The 25,345-nt window shown below is 54.2% G+C and carries 22 protein-coding genes; 5 read left to right on the top strand and 17 right to left on the bottom strand.

Going from position 1 to position 25,345, the window contains the following annotated elements; all coding sequences use genetic code 11:
• Positions 1 to 112: 112 nt before the first annotated feature.
• The 3 genes from IRJ17_RS23855 (at position 113) to IRJ17_RS23865 (ending at position 4,920) form a co-directional block, all read left to right on the top strand.
• Positions 113 to 4,246: a hypothetical protein gene (locus tag IRJ17_RS23855; RefSeq protein ID WP_242772086.1), complete on the top strand. Its 4,134-nt coding sequence runs from the start codon at positions 113 to 115 to the stop codon at positions 4,244 to 4,246.
• 82 nt (positions 4,247 to 4,328) lie between these two features.
• Positions 4,329 to 4,511, top strand: a complete 183-nt coding sequence (locus IRJ17_RS23860) for a hypothetical protein (RefSeq protein WP_063227158.1) — start codon at positions 4,329 to 4,331, stop codon at positions 4,509 to 4,511.
• A gap of 46 nt (positions 4,512 to 4,557) precedes the next feature.
• Positions 4,558 to 4,920 carry a M67 family metallopeptidase gene (locus IRJ17_RS23865; protein WP_242772088.1) on the top strand — a complete coding sequence of 121 codons (363 nt, stop codon included), beginning with the start codon at positions 4,558 to 4,560 and terminating at the stop codon, positions 4,918 to 4,920.
• A gap of 41 nt (positions 4,921 to 4,961) precedes the next feature.
• Here IRJ17_RS23865 and IRJ17_RS23870 read toward each other — a convergent pair whose 3' ends face one another.
• From IRJ17_RS23870 to IRJ17_RS23900, 7 genes are all read right to left on the bottom strand, one after another.
• On the bottom strand, positions 4,962 to 5,135 hold the full coding sequence (locus tag IRJ17_RS23870) for a hypothetical protein (RefSeq protein WP_167470239.1): 174 nt from the start codon (positions 5,133 to 5,135) through the stop codon (positions 4,962 to 4,964).
• A 17-nt stretch (positions 5,136 to 5,152) separates the two neighbouring features.
• Positions 5,153 to 5,449: a ferredoxin family protein gene (locus IRJ17_RS23875; RefSeq protein ID WP_122963213.1), complete on the bottom strand. Its 297-nt coding sequence runs from the start codon at positions 5,447 to 5,449 to the stop codon at positions 5,153 to 5,155.
• Entirely contained in the window at positions 5,449 to 6,744 is a 1,296-nt protein-coding gene (locus tag IRJ17_RS23880; RefSeq protein WP_122963212.1) for an FAD-dependent oxidoreductase, read from the bottom strand. Before IRJ17_RS23880 ends, IRJ17_RS23875 begins: the two co-directional genes overlap by 1 nt.
• Positions 6,737 to 7,759, bottom strand: coding sequence for an electron transfer flavoprotein subunit alpha/FixB family protein (locus IRJ17_RS23885; RefSeq protein WP_173599786.1), 1,023 nt, complete (start codon positions 7,757 to 7,759; stop codon positions 6,737 to 6,739). The genes IRJ17_RS23880 and IRJ17_RS23885 overlap by 8 nt, the downstream gene beginning before the upstream one ends.
• Complete coding sequence (locus IRJ17_RS23890; protein WP_122963210.1) at positions 7,756 to 8,586, bottom strand: electron transfer flavoprotein subunit beta/FixA family protein; 831 nt, start codon at positions 8,584 to 8,586, stop codon at positions 7,756 to 7,758. Before IRJ17_RS23890 ends, IRJ17_RS23885 begins: the two co-directional genes overlap by 4 nt.
• Before the next feature lie 356 nt (positions 8,587 to 8,942).
• On the bottom strand, positions 8,943 to 11,201 hold the full coding sequence (locus IRJ17_RS23895) for an immune inhibitor A domain-containing protein (protein ID WP_242772091.1): 2,259 nt from the start codon (positions 11,199 to 11,201) through the stop codon (positions 8,943 to 8,945).
• 430 nt (positions 11,202 to 11,631) lie between these two features.
• Positions 11,632 to 12,909 carry an ATP-binding protein gene (locus tag IRJ17_RS23900; protein ID WP_242772093.1) on the bottom strand — a complete coding sequence of 426 codons (1,278 nt, stop codon included), beginning with the start codon at positions 12,907 to 12,909 and terminating at the stop codon, positions 11,632 to 11,634.
• Between the two features lie 247 nt (positions 12,910 to 13,156).
• Here IRJ17_RS23900 and IRJ17_RS23905 point away from each other — a divergent pair, with 247 nt between their 5' ends.
• Positions 13,157 to 14,344 carry a M20 metallopeptidase family protein gene (locus IRJ17_RS23905; protein WP_242772095.1) on the top strand — a complete coding sequence of 396 codons (1,188 nt, stop codon included), beginning with the start codon at positions 13,157 to 13,159 and terminating at the stop codon, positions 14,342 to 14,344.
• A 53-nt stretch (positions 14,345 to 14,397) separates the two neighbouring features.
• On the opposite strand, the gene IRJ17_RS23910 is transcribed toward IRJ17_RS23905, so the two are convergent.
• The 3 genes from IRJ17_RS23910 to IRJ17_RS23920 all read right to left on the bottom strand — a co-directional run bounded on the left by IRJ17_RS23910 (position 14,398) and on the right by IRJ17_RS23920 (position 17,814).
• On the bottom strand, positions 14,398 to 15,573 hold the full coding sequence (locus IRJ17_RS23910; RefSeq protein ID WP_242772096.1) for an FAD-dependent monooxygenase: 1,176 nt from the start codon (positions 15,571 to 15,573) through the stop codon (positions 14,398 to 14,400).
• A 112-nt stretch (positions 15,574 to 15,685) separates the two neighbouring features.
• Positions 15,686 to 16,600 carry a cysteine synthase A gene (gene cysK / locus IRJ17_RS23915; protein WP_122963205.1) on the bottom strand — a complete coding sequence of 305 codons (915 nt, stop codon included), beginning with the start codon at positions 16,598 to 16,600 and terminating at the stop codon, positions 15,686 to 15,688.
• A gap of 140 nt (positions 16,601 to 16,740) precedes the next feature.
• Positions 16,741 to 17,814: a hypothetical protein gene (locus IRJ17_RS23920; protein WP_173596244.1), complete on the bottom strand. Its 1,074-nt coding sequence runs from the start codon at positions 17,812 to 17,814 to the stop codon at positions 16,741 to 16,743.
• 203 nt (positions 17,815 to 18,017) lie between these two features.
• On the opposite strand from IRJ17_RS23920, the gene IRJ17_RS23925 reads away from it, so the two are divergent.
• Positions 18,018 to 18,563, top strand: a complete 546-nt coding sequence (locus IRJ17_RS23925) for a DUF3267 domain-containing protein (protein WP_242772097.1) — start codon at positions 18,018 to 18,020, stop codon at positions 18,561 to 18,563.
• 86 nt (positions 18,564 to 18,649) lie between these two features.
• On the opposite strand, the gene IRJ17_RS23930 is transcribed toward IRJ17_RS23925, so the two are convergent.
• From IRJ17_RS23930 to IRJ17_RS23960, 7 genes are read right to left on the bottom strand one after another with little or no spacing between them, the layout of a single operon-like run.
• Positions 18,650 to 19,636, bottom strand: a complete 987-nt coding sequence (locus tag IRJ17_RS23930; RefSeq protein WP_122963202.1) for an ROK family protein — start codon at positions 19,634 to 19,636, stop codon at positions 18,650 to 18,652.
• 30 nt (positions 19,637 to 19,666) lie between these two features.
• Entirely contained in the window at positions 19,667 to 20,488 is an 822-nt protein-coding gene (locus IRJ17_RS23935; protein ID WP_122963201.1) for a sugar phosphate isomerase/epimerase family protein, read from the bottom strand.
• 15 nt (positions 20,489 to 20,503) lie between these two features.
• Entirely contained in the window at positions 20,504 to 21,472 is a 969-nt protein-coding gene (locus IRJ17_RS23940) for a Gfo/Idh/MocA family protein (RefSeq protein WP_173599783.1), read from the bottom strand.
• Between the two features lie 18 nt (positions 21,473 to 21,490).
• A complete protein-coding gene (locus IRJ17_RS23945; RefSeq protein WP_122963199.1) occupies positions 21,491 to 22,465 on the bottom strand; it encodes a Gfo/Idh/MocA family protein in 975 nt (324 codons plus the stop codon).
• A gap of 13 nt (positions 22,466 to 22,478) precedes the next feature.
• Positions 22,479 to 23,468: a Gfo/Idh/MocA family protein gene (locus IRJ17_RS23950; protein ID WP_173599782.1), complete on the bottom strand. Its 990-nt coding sequence runs from the start codon at positions 23,466 to 23,468 to the stop codon at positions 22,479 to 22,481.
• 31 nt (positions 23,469 to 23,499) lie between these two features.
• Complete coding sequence (locus tag IRJ17_RS23955) at positions 23,500 to 24,342, bottom strand: carbohydrate ABC transporter permease (protein WP_122963197.1); 843 nt, start codon at positions 24,340 to 24,342, stop codon at positions 23,500 to 23,502.
• A 30-nt stretch (positions 24,343 to 24,372) separates the two neighbouring features.
• Entirely contained in the window at positions 24,373 to 25,320 is a 948-nt protein-coding gene (locus IRJ17_RS23960; RefSeq protein ID WP_122963196.1) for a carbohydrate ABC transporter permease, read from the bottom strand.
• Between the last annotated feature and the right edge of the window lie 25 nt (positions 25,321 to 25,345).

Consider the following 25,345-nt stretch of genomic DNA (forward strand, 5'->3'; position numbering starts at 1 on the left):
TTTTTTCGTTTCTTTTGCCGCCAGATTGGCCGCATCGGGATACATGCACCAAATGCCGACCATTACATATGTCTATAGAGGATAACCTTACGCAAAAAAGGAGGACAACACTGTGCTTAAAAAAAGAACCTCCAGCACAAGCAAGCCAAAAGCAGGGAACGAGAAGTTCCTTTTGCTGAAAAAACAGGCGTACTACTACGAGGACAAAGCTAACCAACTGGGCATGAGAGTGATGGAGCTTGAGGAAAAGATAGAAGCAACCAGCCTGGAAAACCAGGAATACCGGGCACAGCTGGAGGAACTGCACCAGACCCTCGCCGATCTGGACCAAAAAGCAAATGAATGGCAGCAGTACACAGATCAGTCGCAGAAGCTGCTCAGCGATCTGGAAGCGAAACTGGACCACTACCAGAACCTTCTCCAGCAGCGCGAAAAAGCCATTTCGGTCTACAAAGATCGGGAGGGCAAGCTGAAGCGAACGGTAGATGAGCTGCGGAGCGAGCTGCACGAGCATGAAACATCCCCCAAGCTCGCGGAAGCCATTTCCAAGCATGAGGCCATGGAAGCCACTTTGCGGGAGCGTATCGAACTATTGCAGCGCAGGCTGGATCACTTTGAGAAAAAGGAAGCGGAGTGGGAGCAAAGCCTGGCGAAGCTGAAATCATATGAGTCCGCCAGCGAGCACGCACAGCAGAAGCTGGAGGAAGCAAGACGAAAAGAAGCAGAACTGGCACAGCTGATCGCCTCGTCGGAGCAGGTCAACACCCAGTTGCATGAGCAGCAGCAACAACAGCGTGACAAGATCGAGGAGCTGCTTGCAGAACGCCAGCAGTTGCTCGAAACGATTACCCATTTGGAGCAGCAGGAAAATTCCTGGAAACGAGCGCTTGAGCATATGCACGACGAATACGAAAGCGCCCAACTCGTGGAACAGGAGCAGCTTTCCCAGCTGGAGCATTTGCAAGAGCAGCTGGAAGCATCCCAGCAAGACCTGCACACCAAGCGCCAACAGTTGGAAGCGACAAACAAGAATCTGGAAACAACTTCCCTGCAACTCCAAGAAACGACTCAACTTTTGCAAGACACGTCCGCACAGCTGACAAACGCGTCCCAGCAACTGGAAGCTGCACGCGATCTGGAAGCGCAGCTTTTGCTCAAACAGCAGCACTTAGATGAAACCGCACGGCAACTGCACGAGACAACCGTACAATTGCAAAACGCCTCGGCCCAGCTGGAAGCTACCTCCCAGCAGCTTGACGCGGCCCGCGCTCTGGAGCAGGAGCTGGTCGAGAAGCAGCAACAGCTGGAAGCTGCCCTTGTTCAGCGGGAACAGCAGGAGCTTTCGTTGCAGCAAGCCCTGGAGAAAAAAGACGCTGAGCTGATCGCGGCTCATCACGATTATTTAGCGTTAATTGAAAGGCACGATCAGACGCTGCAACAGCTGGGCACAACGGCACAGCAACTCGACGAAACAAATCAGCAACTGGAAGACACCACAGCCCGGCTGCACAGCACAACTTCCCAACTCGACGCCGCCTCCCAGCAGCTGGATCACACTGCGCAACAGCTTGACGCGACTTCCCGGCAACTGGATCAAACTACACAACAGCTTGACACCGCTTCCCGCCAGCTCGATGCCGCTCGCGAACACGAGACGCAGCTTCTCGCCCAACAGCAACAGCTCGAAGCAGCCGTCACGCACTGGGAGCAACAAAAGATCGTGTGGACCGAGGCGCTTGAGCAAAAAGACGCTGAGGTGCAAGCTGCGCTCCACCTGTCCCACGAGTGGAATGCGAAGCACGACCAGGTGGTTCAACAGCTTGACGCGACTTCCCAACAGCTCGATGCCAAGGCTGAGCAGCTCGACGCGACCTCTCAACAGCTCGATGCCAAGGCTGAGCAGCTCGACGACGCTTTGCAGCAACTTGACGTGACTACGCAGCAACTCGACACGACTGCGCAGCAGCTTGACACCACCTCCGCCCAACTCGGCGAAGCGAACCAGCTTTTGGCGGAAACGGCGGCTCAGCTGCAAACCACGACTTCCCTGCTCGATGCCAAGTCCGAGCAGCTTGACGACGCTTTGCAGCAACTTGACGTGACCACGAAGCAGCTCGACACGACTGCGCAGCAGCTTGACACCACCTCCGCCCAACTCGACGAAGCGAACCAGCTTTTGGCGGAAACGGCGGCTCAGCTGCAAACCACGACTTCCCTGCTCGATGCCAAATCCGAGCAGCTTGACGACGCTTTACAGCAACTTGACGTGACTACTCAGCAACTCGACACTACTTCGCAGCAGCTTGACACCACTTCCGCCCAACTCGTCGAAGCGAACCAGCTTTTGGCGGAAACGGCGGCTCAACTGCACAGCACGACTTCCCTGCTCGATGCCAAGTCCGAGCAGCTTGACGACGCTTTGCAGCAACTTGACGTGACCACGAAGCAGCTCGACACGACTGCGCAGCAGCTTGACACCACCTCCGCCCAACTTGACGTGACTACTCAGCAACTCGACACTACTTCGCAGCAGCTGGACACCACTTCCGCCCAGCTCGGCGAAGCGAACCAGCTTTTGGCGGAAACGGCGGCTCAACTGCAAGACACGACTTCCCTGCTCGACGCCAAGTCGGAGCAGTTGGACGCCACTTCACAGCAACTTGACGCGACTGCGCAGCAGCTTGACGCCACTTCCCGACAGCTCGAAAGCGCCCTTGCCTCCAAGGCGCAGCTGATTGCGCGACAGGAACAGCTTCAGGCAAGCATCGCGGACTGGGAGCAACAGGAAGTTTTCTGGCAGCAAGCTTTGGAACAAAAAACAGCCGAGCTGCATAGCGCTCATCAGGACTACCTCGAACTGAGCGGAAAACACGAGCAAGCGCTTCAGCAGTTGAACACAGCTTCCCAGCAGCTTGACGAAGCACAGCAACAGTTGGCAGATACTCAAGCCGAGCTGCAAAGCACCCGCTCCCAGCTCGACACAGTCTCCCAGCAACTCGCTGCCTCCCGCGACGCGGAAACTCAGCTGATAGCAAAGCAGCAGCAACTCCAGGCGAGCATCGCACATTGGGAACAACAAGAGGCCGAGTGGACCCAAGCTTTGCAACAAAAGCAGACAGAGTTGCAAAACGCCCAGCAAGACTACCGCGAATTGAGCGAAAAAAACGAGCAGGCACTTCAACAGTTGGAAGACACAATCACCCAACTACAAAGCACCCGCTCCCAACTGGACGCATCTTCCCAACAACTCGACGAAACACAGCAACAACTCGAAGCAAGCATTGCCCAGTGGGAGCAACAAGAGCGACTGTGGCAACAAGCTTTGGAACAAAAAAATACCGAACTGCAAGACGCCCACCGCGACTATCTCGAATTGGGCGAAAAGCACACCCAGACGCTTCAGCAGCTTAACAGTTCTGCGCAACAACTCGCCGAGACGACCAAACAACTGGACGAAACAAAAACCCAACTGCAAAGCACAACTTCCCGGTTCGACGTTACTTCCCAGCAACTCCATGCCGCTCGCGAGCAGGAGGTACAGCTGCTGACCAAGCAGCAACAGCTGGAAGCAGCGATCGCCCGCTTGGAGCAACAGGAGCAGCAGTTGAAGCAAGAATTGGAACAAAAGAGCAGCGAACTGCAAACGAGTCGCCAATCGTATGAGCAATTGAACGACAAGCACCTTTCGCTCATTCAGCAGCTAAACACCGCTTCCCAACAACTGGAAGCAACGAAAGAACTGGAAGCGCGCCTGACAGCAAAACAACAGCAGCTCGACGACGCGCAAAAACAGCTAACCGAAGCAAACGCAAACTTGTCCGCGATCCAAAAGCAGCTGCGGGCCGCCGAAGACAAGCTGACTTTGCAACAGACGGATGAAAGCAGCTGGAACAAACGCCTGGAAGACACGATTCACTCCTTCAAGCAACAGCTCAAAGAAAAAGAAAAACAACTGGAGCAAATCACTACCCAGGAGCTTGTCTTGAAAAAGACAGTCGCCGGACTAAAACAGTTGGTCAAGGAGCATCAGGAGAAAGAGGAGAAGTACAGACAAGCCATAAAAGATTTCAGCCAAAAAGAAGCGCGGGCAAACAAGACGTTGAGCCAACTGCCGCACAGCACTTCTTCGTCTATGAACGGCCACATGAACGGCAACGCAAACAACAACATCCCTGCTTCCAGCCCAATCTCGTTCAAGATGCCGCCGCATACGCAGCAAGGAAACACATTCAACCCGTTCAAGTGACCAGTTGCAATGTGCGATCGCCGTTACCACTCGACAGCTCGCTGAATAAAACATAGTACAGTACAGAAAGGGAGGGAAATCCATGACACCAGATCAACTCCGCGCACTTTACAATCAGCGTCAGCAACGCCCTGTTCGCCAAGGCATGCGTCCGCTGGGGATGCCGCCATCGCCACTGCCAAAATCCGGGCCTGTGCACAACGTGAAACCCTTTGTCCAATCCAAAACAACCGGAGGATGCTGCGGCAGACGTTGGCAAGGCTAATACAACCGAAACACCCTTTTCCATGACCCGATCTGTGTGGGACGAAATGGTTCGACATTGCCAAGAAGAAAAACCGTATGAGGCATGCGGATTGCTCTCCGGAAGGGGCAACAGCGCCCAGACCATTTGGCGGATGGAAAACGTCCTGAAACGCCCCGATGCTTTTGCCATGAGCACACGGCAAATTCAGAAGGTGCTAAATAAAATGGCCATGCGCGGCGAGAATTTGGTCGGGATTTACCATTCCCATCCAACCGCTCCGCCCGTTCCGTCCACCGAGGACATCGCTTACGCCCACTACACGGAAGCCGCTTACCTCATCGTTTCCTTATCTTCGCCCCAACCTGCACTCGGTTGTTATCGCATTTGGGGGGCCAGAGCTTTTCCACGCCCCTTCCGCCTTGAATAAACACTATTCACCCACAGAGGAAAAACAGCCAGAACGCCGGGTCATCTCCCCCGCTGTTCTGGCTGTTCCTTTTTGGCGACCAGCAAGCATTCGCGCTGCTCCCAGCTTACAAAATCATCCTCCCACAAAACTTGACACCGTTCTTCCTCGATGCTGATGACGACACCTTTGGCTCCATCCTTCACAAATACGACCAGATCGCCCACTTGGATCACCGGAGATCGCCCGCCCATTATCCGAGTCTGAAAATGATTCCGTGGCCGCCCTTCGGGTATTCCCACCGGATGTTTTCGTGCGGACAGCCGATGCGACAGCTCCCGCACTCGTGACAGCCCTCGTAGCCCACATGCATCCGCACTTCTTCCCATTTGTAAACCTCCGCCGGACAAAAGATCGTACAGAGCTTATCCGGGCATTGCGACGCGCACACATCCGCGCTCAATACGTGCAGGTGCGATTGCGTATCTGCCTTGAAGCGAACGAGATACTGCTTCTCTTCGATCGATTGCCCTTTGGGTATTTGCGTCATCACTTCATCACCCTCCATGCATTCATCAGATCGCGCGCCATTTTCCACTTGTCCTTGGCGCTGCCCAGATCGCTCCATATCTTTTTCTGCTTGTTCCACTTCGAGCTTCCGTCCACCGTGAACATTTGGCTGGCTGCCTTGTTCATCAGCGGGATGTACTGCTCAAAATATTGCGGGAACTTTTCAAAATGGTGTGTAGCATCCTTGTACTTTTTCAAATCCTGACCGACGAAGCTGTTCAACAGGCTGTCGCGGTACGGCATGAGCATTTTTTCCGAGAAGTCGTTCGCCTCTCTTGCCTGCATAATCGTCTCGGCAGCCATTACCCCCGAAGCCATCGCCATGTTCGAGCCTTCCCGGTGAATCGCGTTGACGAGCTGTGCCGCGTCTCCCACGACGATGACGCCGTTTCCGACGACTTTTGGCATCGAGCGATAGCCGCCTTCCGGGATCAGGTGCGCCAAATACTCCTGCTGTTCGCAGCCTTGTATATAGGGGCGGATCATCGGATGGTTCTTGACGTAATCCAGCAGCTCATACGGCTTGAGCTTATGCTTGATCAGCCCGGACAGCATCGTGCCCACGCCGATGTTCAGGCTGTCCTTGTTCGTATAGAGCCAGGCTGTGCCCAGTATTCCCTTGGTCGAGTCTCCAAAAATCTCGATCGTACAGCCGTGATCGCCCTCCAGATTAAAGCGGTCCTCGATGATTTTGCGATCCAGCTTCAATACTTCCATCACGGCCAGCGCAACCTCGTCAGGGCGAAACTCCTTGTGGAAGCCGAGCGATTTTGCCAACAACGAATTGACCCCGTCAGCGAGGACGACCACATCGGCGTAAACATCGCCGTCCGGTCGGTCAGTCTTGATCCCGACGACCTTGCCGTCCTCGACAATACAGGATAACGCCACTGTCTCATTCAGCAAAAGCGCGCCTTCCTGCACCGCTTTATCGGCAAACCACTGGTCGAACTTGGCTCTGAGCACCGTGAAGTTGTTGTACGGCTCCTGCGCCCATTCCATGCCTTTGTAGCTGAAATTGAGCGCCGATTCTTTATCGAGCATCATAAAGCGCTGCTCCACGATCGGCCGCTCGACCGGAGCCTCCTTGTAAAAGCCCGGAATGATATCCTCCATCGTCTTGCGATACAACACCCCGCCCATCACATTTTTGGAGCCGGGATATTCGCCTCTCTCCATCAACAGCACACTGACACCAGCCTTCGCCAGCGTGTAAGCACAGGCTGTTCCGGCCGGACCTGCCCCGACGACAATCACGTCAAATTTTTCAGCCATACGTAACCTCCCTGTCCGGCTCCTTTTGGAACGCTTTCATCAGCAATGGCACGATCTCAAAAGCGTCGCCCACAATGCCGTAGTGACACGCCTGGAAGATCAGGGCATTCGGGTCTTTGTTGATCGCGATGATCAGCCCGGAATTGCGCATGCCGACCAGATGCTGGATCGCCCCGGAAATGCCGATGGCAAAGTAAATTTTCGGCGTAACCGTAACCCCGGTCTGTCCCACCTGATGCGCGTGATCGACCCAGCCCGCTTCGACGGCATCCCTGCTCGCCCCAACTGTCGCTCCGATCGATTCCGCGAAACGGTGGATGAGCTGAAACCCTTCCTTGCTGCCCAGCCCTTTCCCGCCAGCTACGATGACATCGGCTTCATCCAGCCTGACCTTTTCTCTCGTTTCCCGCACGATTTTCAACACTTTGGTGCGAATATCTTCCTCTGCAAGCTTGATGCTCTCCTTGATGACTTCGCCCGTCCGCATCTGATCCGCTTCCAGTGCTTTCATGACTTTCGGGCGCACCGTCGCCATTTGCGGCCGATGCTTTTTGCATAAAATCGTCGCCATAATGTTCCCGCCAAAAGCAGGTCGGCTCGCTTCCAGCAGTCCTGTCTCCGCATTGACATCCAGCATCGTCGTGTCAGCGGTCAGCCCCGTCTGCAAGTCGGTAGCTACCGCGCTCGCCAAGTCTTTTCCTGTCGTGGTCGCCCCGTACAAAATGATTTCCGGCTTGTGCTTCTCCACACACTCGATGACAGCGCGCATGTACGACTCCGTGCGGTAGTCGGCAAAAATGCGCTGATCGTAGACGTACACCTGATCCGCCCCGTACGGAAAAGCCGTTTGCGCCAACTCCTCCACGCCATCTCCGATTAAAAGTCCCGCCAGCGGCACGCCGCGTTTGTCCGCCATTTGCCGCCCTGCTCCCAAAAGCTCCAGCGATACGGGCGCAATCTGTCCATCCCGCGCCTCCAGATAGACCCAGATGCCGCGATACTCCTCCAGATTCATGACTGTCCCTCCTTCACACGAAACAATCCCTGTTTCTCCCGGAGGATGTCCATTAAGCGCTCCACTTGCTCTGTCGCTGTTCCCTCCAGCATTTCTCCGCCCTTCGGCTTTTCCGGCGGCCATACTTTCGCGACGATCGTCGGCGAGCCTTTCAATCCAAGCAAAGTCCGGTCAATATCGCCGAGATCGTTCACGGACCAGACAACCGGATTGTACCTGGCCGCTCGTAGCATGTTGGGCAGAGGAGAATACGGCACCTCGTTGATTTCCTTTTCCACGGAAAAAAGACAAGGCAGCGTCGACTGGACAACCTCATGACCGTCTTCCAGCTTGCGGTGAACGATGGCATAGCCTTGTTCCTTGTTCACTTCCACTACCTTTTTCACATTGGTCAGCGGGGGAATATCCAGCCGTCTGGCAACTCCCGGCCCGACCTGTCCCGTATCTCCGTCAATCGTCATCTTTCCGCAGATGACGAGGTCAACCGGATGCTCCTCAGCGATTTTTTCAATCGCCTTCGTGATCGCATAGCTCGTCGCCAGCGTGTCTGCTCCGGCAAATGCGCGGTCCGTCACCAAATAACCCGCGTCTGCGCCGATCTCGATGCATTTGCGAATCGCTTTTACGGCTGGCGGCGGCCCCATCGTCACCACAGAAACCACGCCGCCATAACGCTGTTTCAGACGGACGGCTTCCTCTACTGCATGCGCGTCATACGGGTTGAGGATCGCAGGCGCACTGGCGCGATCCATCGTGTTTGTCTTCGGATTCATCTTGATGATCTTCGTATCCGGTACTTGCTTGATACAGGCAACGATGTGCAGCATGAACAATCCCCCCTTGCTGCCTGGCGCGGGCTTTTCTGTCGGCCTGTGCAAAGGTTGTCTTTCTTTCGCGCGATTTCCTGCGGGCAGCTTGTCGTTCGTTGTTATAACCTATTGCACCAGAGGCAGGCTTAGACCAGTAAACAGCCGGAATGCCTTTGCACGGGGGAAAATCCGTTGTCTGCCGCCCCTTCGCGGACGTGAGCATTCGCTTGGAAGCAGGTGTCGCTTATCGGAAAGACGAGCGATCCGAGATCATGCATTCGTTTCTGGGCATGTTTTTCCGTCTGTTTGTCTACGGCATGCAAAAAGACGCCCGCTGCCAACTCGTGGCTTGCGGGCGTCTTGCTCTTTGCTTCTTACTTTTTCACAGACAGCTCAACGGTTCCTTCGGTAAACTTCTTGGATACCCGTTTCAGCTTGATTTGCAGTCCGATCTCAGGAAGGATTTTACCGATTTCCGGCACTTCCGACATCGTGTAGTCGTCGCCGTCGTCGAATGTCGTTACTCCAGCGAGCGGCTCATAATCCATCGTGCCGTAAATGTAATCGAGATCCATGCCAGATGTTTTGTTCGGGCTGAATGCCGCATCGTTCACCTGGTAGCGGGAGTCTGCGATCGCGTCTTTGTTTCCTTCGTCGTTGTTCCAGTAGCGCACTTCTTGATGCGCATCGACTACGCCGAGCATGCCGTAGCCTGGATGCTGGCTTGTGTTGTTGTCCTGCGTTTTGCCGTAACGGCCGTCGTAGTACCAGATCACCATACCTGGATCGTAAGTGAAGAACGTATCGTTGCGACGGAAATACTTCAATCCAGCGTCTACGCCTTCGTGAGAACGCAGCTCGATCAGGTAGTACGTGTCGTACATTTTGCCTTTTCCATCAAAGTGCTGGAAGCCGTCCAGCTTGAACTTCGGTTCGCCTTCTGCGTCATCCTCGAAAATAACCTGTCCGTCTCCTTCAACTTCAAAGTTGTCGAGATAGAAGCCAGCCATAGCCAAGCCGCCATCTGTCTTGTAGTTGAACTCAACGCGAATTTTCTTGCCGGCAAAATCGTTCAGGCTGATTTTTTCGTGATCCCAGCCTTTCGTTACATCGTCGAACACTTCTACTTCTTTGCTTTCCCCGGTATTTTCATCAATCACATTGACGTACAGGAAGTCGTAGTCGGTTTCAATCGCTCTCCAAGAATCAAAGCTCATGGAAGCCGAGCTTACTCCGCTCAAGTCAATGACGTCGGAAACCATTTTGGTATCGAGATTGTCACCCTCGTCAGAGAAGTAGGAGTAGTCCCCATCTTTTGGCTGAATCGGTGGCTCTTTTTCTACTTGCGGCATGTTGAGCTTGATGACTTTTCCGCCCATTTCCAGGCTGGAAGCGTCAACCAGGCTGACTGTCTTTTTCTTGTTTTCCAAATCTTTGTAGTCAAGCACGCGCGGCGAGATCCATTTGCCGCCGTACATTTGTTGCAGCATCATTTTAGACCAAGGGTCCATTCCGGTCGGTTGCGTTTGGAAAATTTGGCCGGTATGGCTTCCGGACGACATCAAGGACCAAGCCCCTACTGGGGAATCGTGCCCTTGCTTGCTTGTGTCATACAAGTCTGGCAAGCCGAGGTTGTGCCCGTACTCGTGAGCGAATACGCCTGGCGCGCCGTCTTCTGGCTGGATCATATAGTCAAAAGCTTTCAGGCTGGTGCCTGGGATTTCCACCGGCTTTTTCAAAGTCCAGCGATGCGACCAGATTGCGTCTACATCTTCCCCTGTTTCCTCCCCGATGCCTGCGTGAACAAGCATCAGGTTGTCCAACATGCCATCCGGCTCCATCAAATCCCCGTCGCCATCCAAATCGTACGGGTCGCGTTGGTCGTACTCGTCTTCTTTGCCTGCGATTGCCTCTCCTACTGCGTCAAGCGTTTCCACGACCAAGTCGCGCGGAGCGGAATCGCTGCCGCCGGAGTTGTTTTCGCCATAATACTTGTAGCTTTTCTCAGCCATTTGCCACGGAGTGACTACCCCGTCTACCGTCCAGCTTCTGCCGGATTGCAAGTAGTAGTATTCCGCCATGGTCGTCATGCTGGTGCCTTCTGGCGTCTCGTATCCTTTTTGATTGAACAGCATTTCCTTGTAGTGCTTTTCGTTGAAATCCGCTGTCCAGAGCGTATCGTTCATTTTAGGCAGTTCGTTGTGTTCGCGATCGGAAAACTCAACCAGCGCGATCACGATATTGTCTGTATGTACTCTTTTCGAAGCGCGCAATTCTTCTTCATCTTCAATCTCCGTAACTCGTTGCGCTGCATCCGACAAAGCCGCCAACTGGGATTTCGTCGCCTTTTTCCCGAAGGAAGAGGATTCGTCTACGCCATGCGGCACTTTCTTGTCTTTGAGGTAATCCTCCAAAGCTTCATTGATTTCATCCTGATCGGCATCCTCATCAATGATCCCTTGCTCAATCAAGCCTTTGACCAGCCGGTCGATGTTGACCGTGGACAAGTCCACCTCCAGGCTATGCTTGTCCTCCTTCGATTTCGCCAACCCCGTAGCGGGTACCGCCGCAAATGCGGTTAGCACGAGCGATGATGAAAATAAAATGGATAATAGCTTCTTGCTTTTCTTCACTGCCGTTCACCCTCTTTTTCTATCTATTTTTTGCCGGACTATGATAGAAACCCCCAGTTCCGACTATTCACAATTATTACATGTTTTTTGGTTATAGCCAAAAAAATTCTTTCGACAGAAAATCCTTCATGATCAAAATCATTTTTTCACCTGAGCAATCTGACCCACTTTGACAAATCTTTATTTTTTTTGATTTTTATGCAGATTCTTGTCCATTTGGCTGAAAAAAAAGACCACTTCACTTATATGTCTACTGCCAAAAGACGCAGGAAAAAATTGTCGTATTTTGTCGCAATAAGTCGAAATATAATTGCATTTTCCTTACCTGTTACCTTGCATATCACGTTTCCTTTTTGAAAAAAACGCAAAAAGCCATCTCGCACAGATGGCTTTTCCCTCGATACCTTGATGCGTAATAGGCCGGAAAATATCACTTGATCGGCAAGGTCACGGTGAATCTCGTAACGCCATGCTCTGACACGATCTCGATGTTCCCCGCATGTTTGCTGACTACTGCTTGCACGATCGGCAGGCCCGCTCCCCTTGCACATGATTGCGTGGCTGGCTTGGTCGTATATCCTACCGTGAAAATTTGCGCGCGCTGCTCTGGCGATATTTCCGTCCCTGTATTTTCTACTTCAAAAATGTACTGCTTGTCTTCCCGGCGACAAGCAATCCGGATTCGCTTTTCGCCCTCCGCCGTTTCCGCGGCATCGATCGCATTGTCGATCAGATTGGACAATATTTTCACCAAATCGATAGACGGAATGCTCTCGAAAGGATCGGGACATTCGGCAAATTGCATGACAATCTGTTTCGACTTGGCCTGCTCCCATTTCGTGTGGAACAAAACCATCAACGCCGGGTTGGCGATCCGCACCGTAAGATCGAGCAGCTTCGTCTCCTTGAGCAGCGATTGAATGTAATCGCGTGCCTTGTCAAAATAGCCGCACTCGATCAAACCGTACAAAACTTGCATATGGTTGACAAAGTCGTGGCGAATCGAACGAATCGAGCTGATGACGGAGCGCAGCTCATCCTGATAATGCTCCTCTGTCTCGCCAACGGCTGCTTTAAGCTCCCGGCGATACCAGCGCTGCAACCCGAGGATCAGCACGATCAGCACGACGACGAACAGCCCGTGAAAAACAAAGACAGGCGTGCTGTTTCGAACGACCTCTTCGCCAATCCCTTCCACCATCGCCATGTCTGTGTCGACGCCAACGATGCCTAGCAGCCGGCCGTCTTTTCCGACCAGCGGCGCACCGGCCGACATGTAAACGCCGTAAACAGGGTCGCGGATGATGTCGGAATAGTAGGATTGACCCGTGCGAATTTTGGCAATCTGCTCTGCCGTCACATAGCAAGGATCGCCAATTTGAAAAGGAAGCGTCCGATCAGGCGGATAGGCCACGACCATGACTTTGCCGCCGTTTCCATCCTCGTTGATTTGCATAATGTACGAGTAAAGAATCCCGAATTGCTCTCGCGCCTGACTAAGTTGGGTACGAATCGACTCATAAGCCGGGTTGTCCTTGGCAGGGTGCTGCAAAAATTGCTCATAGGCGGCAATATCGATTCGCTGCGCCACCATCGCCGCCGTCTTCATGCTCTGATTGGCAATCGAAAGGCGGACCGACTGCATCGTATTGTAATAAGAGCCTGCGATGCTAAGACAGGTCATCGTCAAAAACAGGACGCCTGACATCAGCACACAAATCCAGACTCTGCGATTTTTTGTAAAGGATGTTACCATTTTCTCCTCTGCCGTTCTCTCATTGACGTGTCACTCCCTTATCCATTCTAGTCGATTTGTTTCAAAGCTGTCCACCTGCGCTCCCCTCTTGACAGACATACTTTCGCACAACATAGATTGCAAACTATTTTGACTTCTTTTTATAATAAGGAGACTGCGAATTACCAATCTGTTTCCACCGTGAAAAGGAGTGGGTCCGATGCAAGACAAAATGTTTGCCCGTTTACAGGAAATTTACCCGGAGCTGGTTTCATTCAGACGCGATCTGCATATGTACCCTGAGCTTTCCTTTAAAGAAGAAAACACAGCAAAGAAAGTAGCGGACAAGCTCGCTTCCTTTGGCATCGAAGTAAAAACCGGAGTAGGCGGCCTGGGCGTCGTCGGCTACCTCAAGGGTGGAAAACCGGGAAAGACGGTCGCTTTGCGCGCCGATTTTGACGCTTTGCCGATTCAGGATGAAAAAGAGGTTGAGTATAAATCGCGGATTCCCGGCGTGATGCACGCATGCGGCCACGACATTCACACGGCCGGCTTGCTCGGTGTCGCCCAAGTTTTGAGCGAGTTCCGCGATGAGCTGCCAGGTACGGTCGTGTTTCTTCATCAGTTTGCCGAAGAGCTGCCGCCTGGCGGAGCGAAATCCATGGTCGAAGCAGGCTGCCTGGAAGGCGTCGATGTCGTCTACGGTGCCCACGTCGCTTCTGATTTGCCAGTTGGCGTCGTCGGCATTGCAAAAGGATACGTCACAGCCGCTGCTGACAGCTTTGAAATTGTTTTGTACGGAAAAGGCGGGCATGGCGCTTCCCCGCACACTTCCATTGACCCGATCGTCCTCGGCAGCCAGATTGTGATGAACCTGCAACAAGTGGCGAGCCGCCAGATAGACCCGCTCAAGCAAGTCGTGCTGTCCGTCTGCTCGTTTAACGGTGGCGGCGAAGCGTACAACGTCATTCCCGACCAGGTGCGCCTGAAAGGAACCGTCCGCACGTACGACGAAGAAGTGCGCGTAGCGGTTGAGCAATCCATGCGCCGCATCGTGGAAGCGAGCTGCCATGCTGTCGGCGCGACTTGCGAAATCAAGTACGAACGCGGCTATCCGGCTACATGGAACGATGAAGTGGAAACGCCGCTCGTGGAAGCAGAAGCGAAACGTCTTTTTGGCGAAGAGCGCGTCATCCAAATGCCACCGATCATGGGGGGAGAAGACTTCGCCTACTACGCGCAGGAACGTCCAGCTACTTTCTTCATGACCGGCGGACGCAATCCGGAGCTTTTGGCAACCTATCCGCACCATCATCCCAAGTTCGATGTGGATGAGCGTTCCATGATTCAAACGGGGCAACTGTTCATCGGAGCACTGCTCGCGTACCAGGCTCGTCATCAAGAATAATCCGCTCTACAAAAAAAGGCAGGGACTTCAGGCTCCCTGCCTTTTCCTATTGGCTATACTTCATGGCGGATGATCCATTCCAGGCGTCTGCTTTGCATGCCAGGCGGAATCGTTTTCAGCAACCAATTGCGCACAGCGATTGCCAACGGATTTTCCCACTGGGTAACATAGCCCATCAGACGCGAGCCGCGCACGATCGCATGTGCCCGCTTTTTCCGCTGCTTCTCGTAGTGGACGAGAGCGGCTGGAATATCCACGTCGGCAGGCGCAAGACAACGTGCCAGCACAAGCGCGTCCTCCAGCCCTTGCCCTGCTCCCTGCCCCAGATTCGGCAGCATCGGATGTGCGGCATCGCCCAAAAGGCTGACCCTTCCCGTACCCCACCGTTTCAACGGCAGTCGATCGTAAATGTCGTGCCGCAAAATCGCTTCCTCCGGCGTAGCGGCGATGACGGCGCGGACAGGCTCGTACCAGTTTTCCAGGCGGCGCAACGCCGCGAGCTTTCGTCCGATCGGCGGATCTTTTTCGCCTTCCGGGGCATTGATGGCAGCGAACCAGTGTATCCGGTTGTGACCGATATGGGAAAAACCGAACCGCGCTCCACTCCCCCACGCTTCAAAGCCGCCGCCCGTTTCCAGCGGATAGCGCGCATCTTCATACCGGGCGATTCCGCGAATGGCCGTATAGCCGGAGTAGCGCATCTTTTCCGCGCCAAACAACAGCTTGCGCACGCTGGAGTGAATCCCGTCCGCACCAATGAGGACGTCTGCTTCCGCTGTCGTGCCATCGGCAAAAGACGCTTGGACCCGCTCCGCTTCCTGCGAAAAAGCGGTCAGCTTTTTGCCCAGAACCAGCTCTTGCTCGTCCACCCTTTCGCGCAGCGCTTGTTGCAAGTCTGCGCGGTGCACAAGGTAGCTGTCCGCCCCGCAGCGCTCGGCTTGACGTGCGACAGGCAGCTCGACCAGCACGTTTCCTTGCCAATCGCAAATGCTCGCCTTGCGGACGGGTGAACCAAGCTCCCGGACGCGTTGGCCCGCTCCCAGCTTGTCCAGTGCCTTCATCGCATTGGCAGCCAGCACGATGCCTGCCCCGATACCTTTTTGCTCCCTGGCTTGCTCATACAGCCTGACCTGCCAACCTGCCTGTTTCAAGGCAATCGCCGCCGACATTCCACCTAACCCAGCCCCGATGATCATCGCTTTTCTGTCTTTGTGCTTGCCGTTGGTCATGACTTTTTCTCCCGTCAGTAAGACTTTTCCAAATCATAACATGGCAAGCGACCAGGGCATACGAAAAAGCCGCTTTTCCATCGAAAAGCAGCTCTCGCTTGTCGCCTGTCTCCTAGAACAAGTTCATGCTCAAGTAACGTTCCCCCGTATCCGGCGCAATGCAGACCACCCGTTTGCCTGTGCCCAGTCTTTTGGCAATCGTGATCGCAGCAAACACAGAAGCTCCTGACGACGGGCCGACCAAAATGCCTTCCCACGCAGCGAGCTTGCGCATGCTGTCCAAAGCTTCTTCGTCGGCGATCTGGATGATCTCGTCGTAAATGTCCGTATTCAAAATGCGCGGAATAAACCCGGGACTTGTGCCGACCAGCTTGTGCGGCCCCGGCTTGCCACCCGACAAAACAGGCGAACCTTTTGGCTCCACGACGGCGATGTACAACCCGGGAACCTCTTCGCGCAGCACCTCGCCCGTCCCTGTAATCGTCCCGCCTGTACCCGCCGTCGCGACAAAAGCATCGAGCTGTCCTTTTGTCTGGGCCAAAATTTCCCGGGCTGTCGTGATGCGATGAATGTCCGGATTCGCCGCATTTTCAAACTGCTGCGGAATGAAGCTGCCCGGGATTTCCTGCTGCAACTCCTTCGCTCTGGCAATCGCGCCGGGCATCCGCTGTTCACTCGGCGTCAGCACGACTTCTGCCCCGTATGCTTTCAAAATGTTGATCCGCTCTTTCGACATGTTATCAGGCATGACCAAAATCGCCTTGTAGCCTTTGGCTGCCGCGTTCATCGCCAAACCGATTCCCGTGTTGCCGCTCGTCGGCTCGATAATCGTATCCCCGGGCTTGATCAGCCCCTCCTGCTCCGCTCTGGCAATCAGATTGTAAGCAGCGCGGTCTTTGACGCTCCCGGACGGATTGAACTTTTCCAGTTTGACCCACACCTCTGCCGCTCCCTCGGGAACCATCCGGTTCAGGCGAACGCAAGGCGTATTTCCAATCAGCTCGGTGATATTTTGGTAGACGTTCATAAAAACCTCCCGGACAAAGCCAACTGGCTGGTGTATACGAATAAGCATAATACAATTAAACCGATCTGAAAACAGCAAAAAAGCCCGTTCCCTGGTGCACAGCCGCACCGAGACAACGGGACTTGATCTGTTTGCGCGCTTTAGAAGCCGTACTTGGCCTTGGTCTGTTGCAGCACGTTTGCCGCCTGCTGATAGAGCTTGTTCGCAGCAGTCTTGCCGCCGCCATGCTCTTTTTCCAGCGCAGCCAGCCGCTGCTTCGCCTGATCGATTGCGTCGGTGCCTGCCTTGATCGCCGCCTGCAACGCTTTTTCGCGATTAGCCGCGTCCGGAGCATTCGCCTTGATCTCTTCCCAAACCGTCTGCGTGTCCTTAATATCCGTTTCCAGGACGGCAATCAGGTCTTGCATGCTTTGCTTCTTCTGGGCGATTGTGCTGTCCATCGCATCCATCCCGTCGACCAGCACCTTCATGCTGCCGAGCGTCCCGGCCATGACGTCATACTCCATTTTGCTCAAACTAGGCTGCTTGGAGTAGGTAGTCAGCTCGTCCAACAACCCTTGCAGCTCAGCCGCCTGGTCTTTGGAAAATTGAATCTCGTCTGCGAACTGGATTTCCTGCAAATATTGCGCGCTCTCCTGCAAGTCAGCCGCGAGCTTTTCCGTCCGCACGACTTTGTTCGCAAAAGCCACCCGCGCCTCTTCCTTGGCTCGCTGCTCCGCCAACACTTTTTTCTTCTGCTCCGCTTCCAGCTCGACGCTTTTCGTCCAGGCGGCAAGCTTGTCGCTGTAAGCCTGGTTTGTGCTGGCAACAAGCTTGGTTTCCTGTGGCTCTCCCTGTGCGAGTGAACCTGTAATCAAAAGGCCGTCCGCACTCAGCTTGGCCTGAAGCGGCCCAGCCGACTCAGCCGTCTTATCCGCAGATGCGGACTTCGGCTGAAGCGTCAGCGCATCGCCTTCCCGCGTCCCTGTAAAAAGGCTTGTCTCTGTTTGCAAGCGAGGAACCGTATCCTCGACTAGCAGCTTGGACAACGTGATTTCGACGTTGAGTTGCTCCTGTTCCGGCGTCACCTTGGCGTACACCATCCGGCTCTGGTCTGCGTACAAATAGCCTTCTGCCAGCGCGATCGGCATAAGCGCGCGATAGCCCCAAAAGCCCAAAGCGCAGACGACCAGCAACGCTATTATCCCTACGATCCGTTTGTTTTTCCCCTGCATACCGCGACCCCTCATCCGCTTTTTCTGTTTCTTTTGACCCGCTTTTACCAGTACGTACCACTATTTCATCATACATGAATCATGACCCTCAGCCATATGAGTCGAAAGGCCAAATCCATGAAAGCTTTCCGAGCTTGAATTTGAACTATTGCAGCTTGCCGCGCTATACTACAAGTATATCACCAGAGGAGGCCAGGTTGAAATTGGAAACGAACTATGTCCAAAAGCAAGTCGTCTTGCAACCATGGAAAGCCAACCTGTTTGCTTGTGTTTGCCTTCTCCTGTTTGTTCCGGCCGCTTTGCTTTTCTATCAAAAGGCGGTGACGTTCTCGGTATCTCTCAGCGATATCGGGCTGTTTTTTGTAGTCGTTTTCGGCGGAATCATCGTCCATGAAGCTGTGCACGGAGTCGGCTTCATGCTCAGCCGCCAGGTTGCTACATCCGATATCCGCTTCGGGGTAATGTGGCGCAAGCTTGTTGTTTACGCCTGCTGCCTGAAGCCGATCTCTGTGGGCAGCTATCGGCTTGCTGTCGCCCTGCCGGCTTTGCTGCTCGGTGTGTTGCCCTTTTTCCTGGCCTACTTTTTCCAATCGCTGTTTTGGTACGTGTGGAGCATCGTCATGCTGATCGGCAGCTTTGGCGACTTCTACATCTTGTGGACGCTCCGTTCTTTTTCCAAACAGACACGCATTGCCGACTCGCCAGACAGCATCGGTTACGTAGCTTACCTGCCCGAATCAAAAGCGTGATTTCATCTGCCATGCCAAAAAGCCGACGTCCATGCGGAACCGTCGGCTTTTTTATGCGGCTTGTCAACTCGTTTTGTTTGCTACACCTATACCGCTACCTGTTTGCGTGCGGCAGGGAAATACAGCCCGGCTGCGCCAAGCACGCCCGCCTCTGCTCCCATCGTGGTGAACTGGAACGTCGCCTGGCTCGCCATCCGGGAAATGCAGCGCTGGCGAATCACCCGCTCTGCTTCCTCCAGCAAAATTCGGCCGTTTTTCATGACGCCTCCGCCGAACACGATCACCTGCGGATTGAACAGATGAATCAGGTTGGTCAGGCCGACACCGAGGTAGTAGCCTGCCTGCTTCATCAAGCTGATGCTCAGCGGATCGCCGCTCTCTGCCTGCTCGCCGATCTCCTTGGCCGTTATGCGCCCGAGCTCGCCCTCGCAGACGGTTCGCAGGGAGCTTTCCGCGCCAGCTTGCAACTGTTCCTGCGCCATTTTTGCCAGCGCCAGTCCCGACACGTAATTTTCCAGGCATCCTCTGTTCCCGCAAGCGCACAGCGGCCCTTCCGGATCGAGCGAGATGTGGCCGAACTCGCCTGCACTGTCGCCAATGCCTGTAATCAGCCGCCCTCCGCTGATGATCCCGGCGCCCACTCCCGTGCTTACCGTGACGTAGATGAGATCATCGGTGCCGCTGGCGCTGCCGAAGGCCCACTCGGCAACGGCTGCCGAATTGGCGTCGTTGATCAGCTGCACCGGAACGCCGAACCGTTGGCCGAGCTTGTCGCCGATCGCCACATCGCTCCAGTTCAAATTGCTTGCAAAAATGACCATTTGCCGGTTTGTATCAATGATTCCGGCTGTAGCAATTCCAATTCCGCGTATTTGCGAGATGCCGACACCGCTGTCCGCGAGTACGGACGAGACGAGATCGCCAATTCGCGAAATGACAATCTCAGCCGCGTCCTCTTTTTGTGTCGGAGCGTTCGCTTGGCTTAGGATGCTGCCATTCTGGTCGACAATCGCGGCGATGACTTTCGTGCCTCCCAGGTCAATCCCGATGGCATATGGTTTCTCTTGGGTCATCGTGTGACTCACATCCTCGCTGTCTGTTCTCTATTTGAAAATAGCGTCGAGCGCCTCGGAGGTCGAAGCGACCAGCTGCTCTGGCTTGTAGGCATACGGCGAGATTTCCGGGATGATGTAGCCGCTGTACCCGATCTCGCGCAGCGCCTCTGCCACGCGCGCCCACGGAATGTCGCCAGCCAAAAGCGGCACAAATCCGGTAATGTTGCCCGTCGTCGTCTTGAAATCTTTGACGTGAATCGCCCGGATTCTTTTGCCGAGAATGCGAATCCACTGCTCGGGAAAACCGAATTGCAGCACATTGCCGACATCGAAGTAAGCGCCCACCCACGGGCTGTTCACTTCATCAATCAACCTGGCCATTTCCAGCGGGCTGAGCAAAAATTTGTTCCAGACGTTTTCAATCCCGATATGCACTTGCTTGGCTTCCGCCGTTTTCGCCAGTCGTGTGAGCGCTTCGCGTGCCCGCTCATACGCCGTGTCGTACGATACTTCCGGTGTCACCAGCCCTGGCACGACCAGAACCGTACGTGCTCCAAAAACGCTTGCTGCCTCAATCATTTTCTCGACGACCTGGATGCCTTTTTCCCGCACTTCCGCATCGTTATGGGTGAGCGGGTACTTCCAGAGGAGCGCCGTCGAGACACTCGGCAGCTCCAATCCATACTCGCGAGCCAGTTGCGCCAGCTTCGCCAGCTCGCCCTCCGTCATTTCCAGATGCAAGGGCGCGTCTCCCTCGTCGAGATTCAACTCGACGCCTTTGTACCCGTACTCTTTTGCTTGCTGAAAAATATGTTCTGCGCGGCTTTCTTTCGGAAAGCACCAAGCGTTGATTCCTTTTTGAAAAGACATGCTGCTCACTCCTTCTTAATCGTGCGAAATGATGACAGGTGCACCGGACTGCGCAGACTCGTTTGCGGCCAATGTCACTGCCAGCGTCTTTTTCGCAGAGGCGTATGGCGACAAGATCAGGCTCGTATCTCCGGTTTCAATCGCCGTCACAAAAGCGCGATCCTGTTCCCGGTACATATCTACTGTCGCCTCAAATGTGCGCGTACCAGCCTCGTCCGTGATCGTCAGTTGTCTGCCGTCGATCAGCACACGGAAATGTTTCCCCAAAATTTCTACACCTGTCCGGTGATCCGCCTGGATAAAGCACGTATCCAGATGGCCGAGCGCCCCTGTGGAAAAGGCCATGCTGACCGCAGACACATCCGGGATGTCGATGCCTTCAATGTCTTGCGAGACGAGCAAAGACATCTGCGCGTATACTTTTTCCACGTCACCCGCCAAAAAGCGCATCATGTCGAGTGTATGCGTCGCCTGCTCGACCAGTTGGCCGCCCGATTTGCCCATTTGCCGCCACCACGGAGTTTCCACGAATTTGGTCAAATAATGGCCGCGCACCAGGGCGATCTGCTTGTCAGCCAAATACTCGCGGGCTTGCTGCACGATATCCAGATAGCGCAGGCAATAACCTGTCGAGGTAATAATCCCTGCTTTTTCCATCGCCGCCTGTTTCTTCGCGACTATGTGCATATCGAGGCCAATCGGCTTTTCCACGAACAGGTGAATCCCTTTTGCTGCCGCCTGCTCCTCGATTTCTTCGTGGGCAAAAGGCGGGACGCAGACAAACAGCGCATCCAGCTTTTCGTGCGTGAGCAGCTCCTGCCAGGACGTGTAGCCGGAAGCACCGATCCGCTCGGCCGTGGACATTGCTGCTTCCCGATTCACATCGCAGACAGCGGTAACTTTCACTCGTTCGTCAGCGAGCAAGCCTTGCAGGTGATGCTGGCCGATCCCTCCGACGCCGATCATTCCGATCTTCATACTCATATTGATCCACCGTCCCCGTTAGCGAATGACCACCGGTTGCTTCGATTCAGCCGACTGGTAGGCAGCAAGCGCTACTTCGACCGCGCGCATGCCGTCTTCTCCTGTTACGGATGGCGCTTTTTTCTCGCGGACGCTGGCAACAAAGTCGCTCACCAGCTGGCTGTCCATGTCGTCGCCCCAGTTGACCCATTTCAATCCTTTGTCATTGCTGTACACATCGAGCTTTTGCGAAAAGGCATCGAGCGAGATAGTGCCTTCCGTGCCGATGATTTCCATCGTAACGTCGCCCCAGACCGGGAACGTCTTGTTGCGCGACCAGCTGCAATCCAGCGTGGCGAATACGCCATTTTCAAATTCCATCGTCAAAATGCCGCAGTCGTCAATCGGGGTAGGCGAAAATTTGCTGTCTACTTCTGCGTACACCTCGCGCACTTCCACACCCATGAACCAGCGCATCAAGTCAACGACATGCACCGTATGATCGATAACAGCGCCGCCGCCGGACTTGGCAGGATCGACGAACCAGCCGCCCGGATTTTGCCCGCGATTCGTGCCGCGGATCGCCATGATGCGGCCAACCTTGCCTTGCTCTACCAGCTGTTTTGCCCGCACAACCGCAGGGTGGAAGCGAACAGGGAACGCCGTTTGCAAAATGACGCCTTGCTCGCGGCAAATCTCAATCATTTCCTGGGCCGCCGCCAGCGTGGTCGCAAGCGGCTTTTCGCACAAAATGTGCTTGCCTGCTTTCGCGGCTGCTACTGTATGCTCATGATGCTTGGCATTTTCCGAAGTAATGATGACAGCGTCGACGTCAGCTGCCAAAAGCTCGCGATAATCGTGGTAAAACGGTACGCCCCACTTTTCTGCCGCTTCCTTGCCACGTGCTTCATCCTCGTCGGCTACACCGACCAATTGTACGCCCGCAAGCTTCCCGATCGCATTCGCGTAGCTGTATGCGTGCATATGTGCGACACTGATGATTCCCAGTTTCATATGTGGTCCCCTCCTACACTAGCGTTACGGGTTTGCCCGTTTCGATTGACTCAAGCGCAGCTCGCGCGATTTCCACTGCTTTCACGGCATCCTCGACCGTCACGCGCGGCTGGAGATCGTTTTCGATGCAATCGATGAAATGCTTCAGCTCGCGGAAGTACGGATTTTCACGCAGCGGACTCTCCGGCACAGCCACTCCGCCCATACCTGCCTGTTTCGCGCGATTTACGGCGATCAGCGGCTTTTCTTTTGCACTATCGTACTGAATGATTCCTTCGCTTCCCGCCAGCTCCATTTTCATCGAGAAGCCTTCATGCGCCCAAGACCCTTCCACATGAGCGATCATCCCGCTTTTGAACCGAAGCGTCACCAGCGCGTAGTCGATGCGGGCGAAGCCGCGTCCAAGCAAGCTTTTCGCATAGACGCGCTCCACGTCGCCGAAGCACCAGCGCAAAAAGTCGAAGTCGTGGATGATCATGTCCAGCACAAGACCGCCGCTGTTTTTGTAATCCGCATACCAGTCATTCCACGCCGTCGGGAAAATACCGCCACGGAACGTCCGCGCCACGCCGACATTGCCGATCGTGCCATCGTTCACCAGTTGACGGGACTTCTCGTACTCAGGGAAAAAGCGCAGCACATGGCCGACGAACAGCTTGACGTTTTTCTCGCTGCAATAGTCAACGATCGATTGCGCCTCTTCCTTGCTGCGTGCCAGCGGCTTTTCGCAAATGACGTGCTTGCCTGCGTCCGCAGCTTTTTGCACATACGTTTTATGCAGGTAAGTCGGCAGACACACGTCAATGATATCTACCCGCTCCAGCTTCTCCATGGCTTCATCGTAGCTCGCAAACCATTGCGTATTCGTTTCGGCTGCCAGCTCGCGGCCGCGCTCTCCGCGCAAGTCGACAATGCCGACCAGCTCGACGTTTTTCATGGCAGCGTAAGATTTTGCGTGAACAGTTCCCATCGTACCTGCTCCGATTACCAGAACATGATGCATAGTGGTTTTTCACTCCTTCAGGGGAAAATGGCTATTTGGACCCGGTTAGGGTAATACCCTCGACAAAATGCTTCTGCAAGAAAATAAAGACGATAATCATCGGCCAGATGGCGAGAACAGAACCAGCCATCAAAATCGGATAGTTCGTCATGTTCGTATGTTCTCCTGTCAAATAGGCCAATCCTGCCGACAGCGTCATTTTATCCGGCGTGCTGTTGACGATCAGCGGCCACATCAGATCATTCCACGACCAGAGGGCGACGAAGATGGCCAAAGCGATCAAACCGGGCTTCGCCAGAGGAAGCATAATGCGCCAGTAGATTTGGAAGTGATTGCAGCCGTCGAGCTTTGCCGCCTCTTCCAGCTCTTTCGGCAATGACATGAAAAACTGGCGCAACAAAAAAGTTCCGAAAGCACTGAACAGTCCTGGCACGATCAACGCGGTGAGCGTGTTCAGCCAGCCAAGCTCCTTCATGATGAGAAACTGCGGAAGCAAAAACACTTGCCCCGGCACCATCAGGACGGACAAAAAGACGATGAACAAGGCGTTGCGCCCCGGAAACTCGATGCGGGCAAACGCGTATGCCGCAAGCGAGCAAAGGAATACTTGCCCGACGACTTTCACGACTGTAGTCAAAATCGTGTTCCAGTAAAAGTCGTAGAAAGGCAGCATTTCGAAAATGTGCGTGTAGTTTTCCCATTGCAGGGACGTCGGCCAAATGACTGGCGGCACCTGCGTCGATTCACCCAGCGTTTTGAGCGAAGTCAGGATCATCCAGACAAACGGCGCGACCATTACTAGAGCGCCTAGTATCAGCAGCAGATGAATCAAAAGATTTTTGCCAACCCGATTACGTCCTGTTTGGACACTCATCGATCATTCCTCCTGTCCAGTCATGCTCGCTTAATCGTAATGGACCCATTTTTTCTGCATTTTCATTTGAATCGCGGTAACAATCAGGATCAGCACCAAAAGCACGACTGCTACTGCTGCTGCATAACCGCCATTGCCTGATTCGAAGCCGTTCGTGAAGAACAAGTACGCCACCGTCTGCGTCGATTCAGCCGCCGGATTGCCCAGCTTGCCGATCATCAAGTAGATCAGGTCGAATACTTGGAACGCGCCAATCAGCGAAGTAATGCTCACGAAGAAAATCGATGGCGTCAACAGCGGCAATGTAATCGTAAAAAACATCCGCACAGGTCCGGCTCCGTCGATTTCCGCCGCTTCGTAATAGCTGCGCGGAATCCCCTGCAAGCCCGCCAGGAAAATAACCATGTTGTAGCCGATCGAACTCCAGACGGCAACGATGATGACAGCGTACAGAGCGATGTCAGGGTCGGAAATCCAGCGCGGTCCCTGTATCCCCACTGTCCCTAACAAGTAGTTGATCAAGCCGTAATCGGCATTGTACAGCCATCTCCACACCATCGCCACGGCAGCCGCCATCGTTACGACTGGCAAAAAGTACAAGGTACGGTAAAACGAGATGCCTTTGATTTTCTGGTTGAGCAAGACGGCGATTAATATGGAGATAGCGATACTGGCTGGAACTGCAAGAACCGTATAAATAAGCGTGTTTTTCAGTGCGATCCACAGGTTCGGGTCTTGGAACAGCAGGACATAGTTGTCCACGCCCGTCCATTTGTACTTGCCGAAGCCTCCCCATTTGGTGAAGCTGAGATAAATAGTCTGCACGACTGGCCATATGTAGAACAAACCCAGACCGAGCAACGTCGGCGCAATCATGAGATACGCCCACAACCAGTCGCTTCGTTTCATGCGATTCAATGGCTTTGCTGGTTTTGGCCGGGCAGCGGCATGCACTTCTGGCTGAAGTTGGCTGCTCATCGCAATATTCCCCCCTGACAATAAG

This window comes from Brevibacillus parabrevis, assembly GCF_022701015.1.
In the GTDB taxonomy this organism is placed as follows: domain Bacteria; phylum Bacillota; class Bacilli; order Brevibacillales; family Brevibacillaceae; genus Brevibacillus; species Brevibacillus parabrevis.

What these genes read in the sequence shown, in the direction of transcription:
- IRJ17_RS23900 (WP_242772093.1), bottom strand. Translation starts at nt 12,909, where the DNA reads ATGTCAGGCGTCCTGTTTTTGACGATGACCTGTCTTAGCATCGCAGGC.
- IRJ17_RS23935 (WP_122963201.1), bottom strand. Translation starts at nt 20,488, where the DNA reads ATGTCTTTTCAAAAAGGAATCAACGCTTGGTGCTTTCCGAAAGAAAGC.
- IRJ17_RS23865 (WP_242772088.1), top strand. Translation starts at nt 4,558, where the DNA reads ATGGTTCGACATTGCCAAGAAGAAAAACCGTATGAGGCATGCGGATTG.
- IRJ17_RS23885 (WP_173599786.1), bottom strand. Translation starts at nt 7,759, where the DNA reads ATGAATCTGGAGGAGTATCGCGGCATCTGGGTCTATCTGGAGGCGCGG.
- IRJ17_RS23960 (WP_122963196.1), bottom strand. Translation starts at nt 25,320, where the DNA reads ATGAGCAGCCAACTTCAGCCAGAAGTGCATGCCGCTGCCCGGCCAAAA.
- IRJ17_RS23955 (WP_122963197.1), bottom strand. Translation starts at nt 24,342, where the DNA reads ATGAGTGTCCAAACAGGACGTAATCGGGTTGGCAAAAATCTTTTGATT.
- IRJ17_RS23940 (WP_173599783.1), bottom strand. Translation starts at nt 21,472, where the DNA reads ATGAGTATGAAGATCGGAATGATCGGCGTCGGAGGGATCGGCCAGCAT.
- IRJ17_RS23880 (WP_122963212.1), bottom strand. Translation starts at nt 6,744, where the DNA reads ATGGCTGAAAAATTTGACGTGATTGTCGTCGGGGCAGGTCCGGCCGGA.
- IRJ17_RS23920 (WP_173596244.1), bottom strand. Translation starts at nt 17,814, where the DNA reads ATGCAGGGGAAAAACAAACGGATCGTAGGGATAATAGCGTTGCTGGTC.
- IRJ17_RS23945 (WP_122963199.1), bottom strand. Translation starts at nt 22,465, where the DNA reads ATGAAACTGGGAATCATCAGTGTCGCACATATGCACGCATACAGCTAC.
- IRJ17_RS23950 (WP_173599782.1), bottom strand. Translation starts at nt 23,468, where the DNA reads ATGCATCATGTTCTGGTAATCGGAGCAGGTACGATGGGAACTGTTCAC.
- IRJ17_RS23905 (WP_242772095.1), top strand. Translation starts at nt 13,157, where the DNA reads ATGCAAGACAAAATGTTTGCCCGTTTACAGGAAATTTACCCGGAGCTG.
- cysK (WP_122963205.1), bottom strand. Translation starts at nt 16,600, where the DNA reads ATGAACGTCTACCAAAATATCACCGAGCTGATTGGAAATACGCCTTGC.
- IRJ17_RS23875 (WP_122963213.1), bottom strand. Translation starts at nt 5,449, where the DNA reads ATGACGCAAATACCCAAAGGGCAATCGATCGAAGAGAAGCAGTATCTC.
- IRJ17_RS23890 (WP_122963210.1), bottom strand. Translation starts at nt 8,586, where the DNA reads ATGCTGCACATCGTTGCCTGTATCAAGCAAGTACCGGATACGAAGATC.
- IRJ17_RS23860 (WP_063227158.1), top strand. Translation starts at nt 4,329, where the DNA reads ATGACACCAGATCAACTCCGCGCACTTTACAATCAGCGTCAGCAACGC.
- IRJ17_RS23910 (WP_242772096.1), bottom strand. Translation starts at nt 15,573, where the DNA reads ATGACCAACGGCAAGCACAAAGACAGAAAAGCGATGATCATCGGGGCT.
- IRJ17_RS23930 (WP_122963202.1), bottom strand. Translation starts at nt 19,636, where the DNA reads ATGACCCAAGAGAAACCATATGCCATCGGGATTGACCTGGGAGGCACG.